The sequence below is a fragment of the Actinomadura darangshiensis genome (assembly GCF_004349235.1).
Taxonomy (GTDB): domain Bacteria; phylum Actinomycetota; class Actinomycetes; order Streptosporangiales; family Streptosporangiaceae; genus Spirillospora; species Spirillospora darangshiensis.
Map to the genome: position 1 here is coordinate 1 of NZ_SMKY01000351.1, position 8,347 is coordinate 8,347.

9 protein-coding genes are annotated in these 8,347 nt (G+C 75.4%); 4 read left to right on the forward strand and 5 right to left on the reverse strand.

Features of this window, described 5'->3' with window-relative positions:
- Positions 1-12 precede the first annotated feature (12 nt).
- Both E1293_RS41020 and E1293_RS41025 read right to left on the reverse strand, forming a co-directional pair.
- Complete coding sequence (locus E1293_RS41020; RefSeq protein WP_132204558.1) at positions 13-1,473, reverse strand: benzaldehyde dehydrogenase; 1,461 nt, start codon at positions 1,471-1,473, stop codon at positions 13-15.
- A gap of 260 nt (positions 1,474-1,733) precedes the next feature.
- The gene (locus tag E1293_RS41025) at positions 1,734-2,138 is read right to left on the reverse strand and encodes a RidA family protein (protein ID WP_132204572.1); all 405 of its coding nucleotides are present in this window, start codon (positions 2,136-2,138) and stop codon (positions 1,734-1,736) included.
- 122 nt (positions 2,139-2,260) lie between these two features.
- Between E1293_RS41025 and E1293_RS41030 the strand changes: the two genes are divergently transcribed.
- Together E1293_RS41030 and E1293_RS41035 are read left to right on the forward strand one after the other, a co-directional pair.
- Positions 2,261-3,247 (forward strand): helix-turn-helix transcriptional regulator, encoded by a 987-nt coding sequence (locus tag E1293_RS41030; protein ID WP_132204560.1) that lies wholly within the window; start codon positions 2,261-2,263, stop codon positions 3,245-3,247.
- Between the two features lie 110 nt (positions 3,248-3,357).
- Positions 3,358-3,741 carry a DoxX family protein gene (locus tag E1293_RS41035; RefSeq protein ID WP_132204562.1) on the forward strand — a complete coding sequence of 128 codons (384 nt, stop codon included), beginning with the start codon at positions 3,358-3,360 and terminating at the stop codon, positions 3,739-3,741.
- Between the two features lie 21 nt (positions 3,742-3,762).
- Here the strand turns inward: E1293_RS41035 and E1293_RS41040 are convergent, their stop codons facing one another.
- Positions 3,763-4,479, reverse strand: a complete 717-nt coding sequence (locus E1293_RS41040; protein ID WP_132204564.1) for a TetR/AcrR family transcriptional regulator — start codon at positions 4,477-4,479, stop codon at positions 3,763-3,765.
- A 94-nt stretch (positions 4,480-4,573) separates the two neighbouring features.
- On the opposite strand from E1293_RS41040, the gene E1293_RS41045 reads away from it, so the two are divergent.
- On the forward strand, positions 4,574-5,587 hold the full coding sequence (locus tag E1293_RS41045) for an ATP-binding cassette domain-containing protein (protein WP_243717324.1): 1,014 nt from the start codon (positions 4,574-4,576) through the stop codon (positions 5,585-5,587).
- Complete coding sequence (locus tag E1293_RS41050) at positions 5,584-6,411, forward strand: ABC transporter permease (RefSeq protein ID WP_132204568.1); 828 nt, start codon at positions 5,584-5,586, stop codon at positions 6,409-6,411. Before E1293_RS41045 ends, E1293_RS41050 begins: the two co-directional genes overlap by 4 nt.
- Positions 6,412-6,480: 69 nt before the next feature.
- Here E1293_RS41050 and E1293_RS41055 read toward each other — a convergent pair whose 3' ends face one another.
- Positions 6,481-7,008 carry a GNAT family N-acetyltransferase gene (locus tag E1293_RS41055; protein WP_243717326.1) on the reverse strand — a complete coding sequence of 176 codons (528 nt, stop codon included), beginning with the start codon at positions 7,006-7,008 and terminating at the stop codon, positions 6,481-6,483.
- Positions 7,005-8,096, reverse strand: a complete 1,092-nt coding sequence (rsgA, locus tag E1293_RS41060) for a ribosome small subunit-dependent GTPase A (protein ID WP_207939404.1) — start codon at positions 8,094-8,096, stop codon at positions 7,005-7,007. Before rsgA ends, E1293_RS41055 begins: the two co-directional genes overlap by 4 nt.
- Positions 8,097-8,347: the final 251 nt, after the last annotated feature.

Below are 8,347 nucleotides of genomic sequence, written 5' to 3' on the forward strand. Positions count from 1 at the left end.
GGGAGGGGCGGGTCAGAAGGGGTAGGTGGCGATCTCGTCGCGGACCGTCACCCACTGGGTCTCGGTGAACGCGTCGATGTTGGCGTCGGGGCCGCCGAACCGGGACCCGTTGCCGGACGCGGCGACGCCGCCGAACGGGACGACCGGCTCGTCGTTGACCGTCTGGTCGTTGATGTGGACGAGGCCGGTCGGGATCGCGTCGGCGATCTTCATGGCCTGCCCGACGTCGCCGAGGATGCCGAGCGACAGGCCGTACTCGGTCGCCGACGCCAGTTCGATGGCCTCCTGCGGCGTGGAGAACGGGACGACCGGCGCGACCGGCCCGAACACCTCCTGCGCGTAGGCGGGCATGTCGGGCGTCACCTCGTCCAGGACGGTGGGGCGGTAGAACAGGCCCTCGTGGGTGCCGCCGGCGGCGAGCCGCGCGCCGGCGGCGACCGTGGAGGTGACCAGGTCGTCGATGTGGGCGAGCTGCCCCTGGTCGATGATGGGGCCGAGGGCGACCTGGCCGGCGGCCGGGTCGCCGACGGGCAGCTTGTCGGCCTTGTCGGCCAGTGCCGCCACGTACTCGGCGTGCAGGCTCTCGTGGACCAGGTGCCGGCCGGAGGTCATGCAGATCTGCCCCTGGTGCAGGAACGAGCCCCACGCCCCGGCCGAGACGGCGTCGGCGACGCGCGCGCCGGGCAGGACGATGAGGGCGTTGTTGCCGCCGAGTTCCAGGTGGGCGCGTTTGAGGAGCCGCCCGCAGACCTCGCCGATCTTGCGTCCGGCGGCGGTGGAGCCGGTGAACGACACGACCCGCACCTCCGGCGCCGCGACCACCGCCTCGCCGGCCTCGCGGCCGCCGGGCAGCAGGTGCAGCAGCCCTTCGGGCAGCCCGGCCTCCTGGAAGATCCGCGCGACGGACACGCCGCCGCACACGGCGGTGCGGGGGTCCGGTTTGAGGAGGACGGCGTTGCCGAGTGCCAGCGCCGGCGCGACCGACCGCATCGACAGGATCAGCGGGAAGTTGAACGGCGCGATGACGGTGACGACGCCGGCGGGGCGGCGGCGGGCCAGGCTCCACCGCGGCTGCGCCGACGGCAGCACCAGTCCCTGCGGGTGGGACGCCAGTGCCGCGGCCTCGTAGCACAGGCTCGCCGCGAAGTGGGTCTCCAGGTCGGCCTTCGGGGGGATCGATCCGGCCTCCCGGACGATCCAGTCGCCGATCTCGGCGGCGTGCTCCTCGAAGAGCCGGCCCGCCCGGCGCAGGACCGCGGCGCGTTCCTCATAGGTGCGGGCGGCCCAGTCGCGCTGCGCGGCGGCCGCGGTCCGTGCCGCGGCGGCCGCGTCGGCGGCGCCCGCCTCACCGAGCGTGCCGAGCGTCCCGCCGGTGGCGGGCTCGGTGACGTCGTAGCGGGCGCCGTCCCCGGCCGGCCGCCAGCCGCCGTCGAAGATGTTCCCGGTCCATACGCCGGGGTCGAGCAACGTCATCGTTCCTCCTTGGCAAGGGTGCGCGGTCCGCGGTCCCACCCTCACCATGCCGGACGCCGGGAGGAACATCATCGTTCCGCTCAATGGAAAGATCCGGGGCGCGGAAATCGCGTTGCGGTGCCCGGCGGGGCGCGGCACCCTGATTCCATGCCGCCCCGGGCCGATCCGGGGTGTCCGGCGCCGATGGGTTCGCATCCCGCCGGCGTCTCCCGTCCCGTCCCCGCGTCACCCTGGGGACGGGACTTCGGCGCCCTGCGGCCTCAGAGGACGGCCGTGGCCTCGACCTCCACGAGCTGCCCGTCGTAGCCCAGGACCGTGACCCCCAGCAGTGTGCTCGGCACGTCGTGGGAGCCCATGTGGTCGCGGTACACCTGCCAGGCCTCCACCAGGTCCGCCTGCCGCGACGACGCCACGTACACGGTCGTCTTCACCACGTCCGTCAGCGCGGCGCCCGCCCCCGCCAGTGCCGCCTCCAGGTTCCGCATCACCTGCCGTGCCTGCCCGGCGTAGTCGCCGGCGGCGACCGTCGCGCCGTCCTGGTCCAGGGGGCACGCCCCCGCGACCCACACCGCGCGCAGCGGTGTGTCGGCGACCGCCGCGTAGGCGTACTCGACGGCGTCGGTCAGCCCCACGTCCCGCACCAGCCGCACACCCGTCCCGCTCATCGCGCACCCTTCCTCGGCCCCGGCACTGACCTTCGGCTTCAGCACCGCCGAGATCATCTCACGCCGGTGCCCGGGCCGGTTCAGGTCATGTTCCGTCCTGAACGTCCGGCATGCTGGACGGCATGGCCGACCCCGCGTCCCGGTTGCTGAACCTGCTGTCGCTGCTGCAGACGCCCCGCGAATGGGCGGGCGCCGAACTCGCCGGGCGGCTGCGCGTCAGCGCCCGCACCGTCCGCCGCGACATCGACCGGCTCCGCGAACTCGGCTACCCCGTGCAGGCCGCCCGCGGCCCGGACGGCGGATACCGCCTGGTCGCGGGCACCGCCATGCCGCCGCTGCTGCTGGACGACGAGGAGGCCGTCGCCATCGCCGTCGGGCTGCGCACCGCCGCCGCCCAGCCCGTCGACGGCATCGGCGAGGCCTCCGCCCGCGCCCTGGCCAAACTGGAGCAGGTCCTGCCGTCCCGGCTCCGCCGCCGCGTCGCCGCCCTCGGCACCGCCACCCTGCCCCTCACCACCCCCGGAGGTGCGGCCGTCGACCCGGCCTGCCTGGCCGTCCTCGCCGCGGCCGCGGCCGGCGGCGAACGCGTCCGCTTCACCTACCGCCCGGCCGGCAGGGCGGGCGGTACCGGCGGCGATGCACACGGCGGCGCCCGCCGGCACACCGAACCGCACCGCATCGTCGCCGCCGGCCGCCGCTGGTACCTCATCGCCTACGACCTGGACCGCGGCGACTGGCGCACCTTCCGCGCCGACCGCGTCTCCGAGCCCCGTCCCACCGGGCAGCGCGCCACGCCCCGCGACGTCCCCGGAGGAGACGCCGCCGCGTTCCTGCGCGACTCCCTGTACTCGCTCGCCCCCGCCTACCGCGCCGAGGTCACCCTGCACCTGCCCGCCGGTGACGCCGCCGCCCGCCTCGGTATCGACCCCGGCGCGGTCCGCGCCCTGGACGGCGGCCATTGCCTGCTCACCACCCACGCCGACACCCTGGAATGGCTCGCCGCTCGGCTGCTCATGCTCGGCTGCGACCTGCACGTCCACGGCCCGCCCGAACTCCGCGACCACCTGACCGCCCTGGCCGCCCGCGCGGCCCGCGCCGCCGCCCCCTGACCGGCGTGTTACGACGCGGCGTGTTATGAGGAGCGGCGTGCCGGTGTCCCATGCCCGACACGTTCGTTCGGCCGGGCATGCCGCCCGGGCCGCTGTGAAGGGGGACTCCCGTGAATCTCGCGTTGTGGATCGTGGCCGGGCTGCTGGCCGCCGTCATGCTGTTCGGCGGTGCCGCCAAGGTGCTCGTGCCGAGGGAGAAGCTGGCCGCGGCGCCCGGCGGGGGATGGACCGGCGACGCGAGCACCGGGTTCGTCAAGACCCTCGGAGCCGTGGAGGTCCTGGCGGCGGCGGGCGTCCTGCTGCCGGCCGCGGCCGGCGTCGCGCCGGTCATGGTGCCGGTGACCGCCGTGTGCTGGGTGCTGCTGATGGCCGGCGCGATGGTCACCCACCTGCGGCGCGGGGAGGGCGCGGCGGTCGTGGCGAACCTGGTCTACCTCGCCATGGCCGCGTTCGTGGCCTGGGGCCGGTTCGGCCCCGAATCCTTCACCGGCTGACACCGGCCGGTGGCGGGGCGGTCAGGGCTGGACGGCGGCGATGCAGTCCAGGACGCGGTCCAGGCCGTAGCGGAACTGCTCCTCGGCGCTCATGTGCGGCAGCCGCGCGTCCATCACGATGCGCTCGAACATCGGGTACCGGCCGGAGTCCAGCAGCTCCCTGACGTACGGGGCGCTGTGGATCATCCAGCGCTCCGGCGTCATCCCGCTCTGCCGCATCTCCCGCCGCCATTCGATCTCGCCGCGCACGACCCGCTCGACATAGCCGTTCAGCATGTCCAGCAGGGTGAGCATGTCGTCGATGGGGACGCCGGTGTCCAGGGCCCCGAAGGCGAACTCCAGCAGCCGCAGCCGGTTGGGGCCGAGCGTGGCGCGCGGCCGGTCCAGGCCCGACAGCCACGTGTGCCGCAGCCACACCGCGCGGGTGTTCTCGGCGATCAGCGTCAGGTCGGCGCGCCAGTCGCCGGTCGGGCCGTCGGGGATGTCCATCTCCAGCAGGGCGTGGTCGACCATGAGCTCGATCAGGTCGTCGCGGGAGGGGACGTAGCGGTACAGCGACATCGCGCCGGTGCCGAGGTCGGCGGCGATCCGGCGCATGGACGCCGCCTCCAGGCCGTCGGCGTCGGCGATGCGGATCGCCGCCTCGGTGATCTGGGCGCGGCTGTAGGCGGGGCGCGGCCCGCGGCCCTGCCGCTCCGGGATCGACCAGATGCTGACCCGCTGCTCGCCGCCTGCCACCGGACCTCCTCGCGGTCTTTTCGAGCATCCTAGTTGCGTACGACGTACCCAGTTGTCTACCGTAGATGCGTACACCGTACCCAGAGGAGGAGCCGTGACGGACGAACCGATCGTGGTGGCCGAGGCGCTGCGCAAGCGCTTCGGGGACACCCGCGCCCTGGACGGCCTCGACCTGGCCGTCCCCGCCGGGACCGTCTGCGGGGTCCTCGGCCCCAACGGCGCCGGCAAGACCACCGCCGTGCGGATCCTGGCGACCCTGGCCGACGCCGACTCCGGGCACGCCCGCATCGCCGGCCACGACGTCGCCCGCCGGCCCGACCAGGTCCGCGCCCGCATCGGGCTGGCCGGCCAGTACGCCGCCGTCGACGAGAAGCTCACCGGACGCGGCAACCTGCGCATGTTCGGCCGCCTCTACCACCTGCCGCGCCGCGAGGCCCGCCGCCGCGCCGACGAGCTGCTGGAGCGGTTCGGGCTGATGGACGCCGCCGACCGGCAGGTCGCCGGCTACTCCGGCGGCATGCGCCGCCGCCTCGACCTGATCGCCAGCCTGATCCTGCGGCCCCAGGTGCTGTTCCTGGACGAGCCCACCACCGGCCTGGACCCGCGCAGCCGCGGCGAGATCTGGGACGCGATCCGCGGCCTGGTCGCCGAGGGCACCACCGTGCTGCTCACCACCCAGTACCTCGACGAGGCCGACCGGCTCGCCGACGACATCGCCGTCATCGACCACGGCCGCGTCATCGCCACCGGCACCCCCGACGAGCTCAAGGCCTCCATCGGCGACCGCCTCGACGTCGTCCTGGACGACCCCGCCATGGCCGGCGCCGCCGCCGACCTCCTGCACACCCTCACCGGCGCCTACCCCGTCCTGGACGGCGACCGCCTGTCGGTGCCGCTGACCCCCGGGACCCTCAGGCTCGCCGACGCCGTCCGGGAACTCGACCGCGCCGGCGTCACCGCCGGGGACGTCGGGCTGCGCCGCCCCACCCTCGACGAGGTGTTCCTGCGCCTCACCGCGACCCGCACCGACACCCCCGACACCGGCGCCGTCGACACCGGCGCCGTCGAGACCACCGGCGCCGGACGCAGGAAGGAGACCGTCCGATGACCGCCGTCACCGCCCCCGCCTCCCACACCGGCCGGCTGCGCTGGGCGCTCGCCGACGGCCTCACCCTCATCGGCCGCGAGATCAGCCGCATCCGCCAGGAACCCGGCGAGCTCATCGCCGCGCTGATCTTCCCCGCGGTCATGGTGGTGCTGTTCGGGTACGTGTTCGGCAGCGCCATCTCCGTGCCCGGCGGCGGCAACTACCGCGAGTACCTGATGCCCGGCCTGTTCGCCATGGTCACCTTCACCGGCACCCTGGCCGTCACCATGCGGGTCGCCACCGACGCCTCCCGCGGCGTCATGGACCGGTTCCGCTCCATGCCGATGGCCCGCTCGGCCGTCCCGTTCGGGCAGACCGGCGCCGAGATCCTCAACGGCGTCCTCGGCATGGTCATCATGGCCGGCGCCGGGCTCCTGGTCGGCTGGCGCGCCCACAACGGGATCTGGCAGACCGCCGAGGCGTTCCTGCTGCTGGCCCTCATGCGGTACGCGCTCAGCTGGGCCGGCTGCTACCTCGGCCTGGTGGTCAAGAACGAGCAGACCGCCGACCAGCTGATCCCGCTGGTGTTCCCCATCACGATGCTGTCCAACTCGTTCGTCCCGACCGGCGGGATGCCCAGGGTCCTGCAGGTCATCGCCGACTGGAACCCCGTCAGCGCGCTCACCGCCGCGTGCCGCGACCTGTTCGGCAACCCCGGCGCGCCCACCGGGGACGCGGCCTGGCCCGTCGCGCACCCCGTCGCCGCCACCCTCGGCTGGGCGCTGGTCCTGCTCGCGGTGTTCGTCCCGCTGTCGGTGCGGACCTACCGGCGCCGCGGCCGCTGACGCCCGCGGCCCGCGGAACGGGTCCGCGGGCCACGGGCCCAGGCCGGTGCGCCGGGAACCAGCCGGTGGTCAGACGCCGAACGGCGCCGGGTAGGCCACCGTCCCGGACGGGACCGGGCCCGGACCGTCCAGCACCAGCGCCATCAGCGCCTCGTCCGGCACCTCGAACGCCACCGCGACGCCCAGCAGCGACGCCCGGCCGAACCCGAACCGCGGGTAGTAGTCCGGATGCCCCAGCACCACCACCAGCCGCTCACCGCCCGCCGCCGCGCGCACGGCCGCCGCCTCCAGCACCGCCCGGACGGCGGCGCCGCCCGCGCCCCGCCGCTGCAGCTCCGGCAGGACCGCCACCGGCGCCAGCGCCAGCGCGCCCGCCCCGCCGACCAGGCACCGCGTCGCCAGCGCGTACCCGGCGACGCGCCCGTCCGGGGCCTCGGCCACCATCGACAGGCCCGGCACCCACGCCGCGTCCCCGCGCAGCGCGTCCACCAGGTCCGCCTCCCCGGCGGTCGGGAACGCCGCCGCCACCACCGCGCGGACCGCCGCCGCATCACCCGGCACGCCGCCCGGCGTCTCCGGCCGCACCGTCCAGTTCACCTGTCCCGCCCCCGCTCCTTGTACATCCGCCGCTGCCACTTGGACACGGCCTTCCACTGGTCGTTGCGCTCGGCGCGCAGCCGCGCGTCGGTCCGCGACGCCGCCCACGCGTTCTCGCGCAGCAGCTTGCGGTAGCTGGCCAGGCGGCGGGGCGGCAGCGTTCCGTCCTCGACCGCGGCCAGCACCGCGCAGCCCGGCTCGCTGTCGTGCGCGCAGTCGCCGAACCGGCACGCGGCGGCCAGCTCCTCGACGTCGGCGAACGTGCGCTCCAGGCCCTCGGATGCCTCGAACAGGCCCACGCCGCGCAGCCCCGGCGTGTCGATCAGGACACCGCCGCCCGGCAGCGGCAGCAGCTCCCGCCGCACCGTGGTGTGCCGGCCCTTGCCGTCGGCGTCCCGGACGGCGCCGGTCGCCAGGGTGTCGGCGCCCAGCAGCGCGTTGCCGAGCGTGGACTTGCCCGCGCCCGACGGCCCGATCAGCGCCACCGTCCCGGCAAGGACGGCCCGCACGACGTCGACGCCGTCGCCGGTCGCGGCACTGCACGCCACCACGTCCACGCCCGGCGCGGCCGCCGCCGTGTCGGCCTCCGCCCCGGCGGAGTCCGGGACCTGGTCGGACTTGGTGAGCACGACCACCGGCCGCGCCCCGCTCTCCCACGCCAGCGCCAGCAGCCGCTCGACCCGCCCGAGGTCCGGGCGGGCCGCCAGCGACACGGCGATCGCGACGGTGTCGACGTTGGCGGCCAGCACCTGGCCGCGCGAATCGCGCGCCGCCGACGACCGCACGATCGCGGTCCGGCGCGGCAGCAGCGCCGCCACCGCCGGCCGCCCGCCGGGCCCGCCGGGCCGCAGCGCGACCCAGTCGCCGGTGCACGGCGCCTGCTCGCCGGCCGGGTCGCCGGACGCGGCCGGAGCCGTGGCGGCCCGGGCCGGGCCGTCCTCGGCGACCACGTCGCACAGGCCGCGGTCGACCGCGGCGACGCGCGCCGGGACCAGGCCCGCGGCGCGATGAGGGGTGAACTCGGTCTCCAGGGTCTCGTCCCAGCCGTAGGCGGCCAGGCGGGACGACCCCGCGAATGCGAAAGACAACGGAATGGAACCCTTTTGTGAAGGGGCCCCGGCGTGGACGTGCCGCAGAAGTCGTGCGGTGGTCGGGTCAGCCGGCGGCCCGGGACATGAGGACAGGCTGAACGCTGCGGGCAGCAGCCATCGCCACGACGGCCATATGTCCTCACCCCCCTCTCGGTTCCGCGCGCGACTCTACCGGCCCCGCCCGGCCCGGGCCAACCGGTTTACCGCCCGCACCCCGTTCAGGGCTCTCCCCCGCGCGGGGGAGGGGG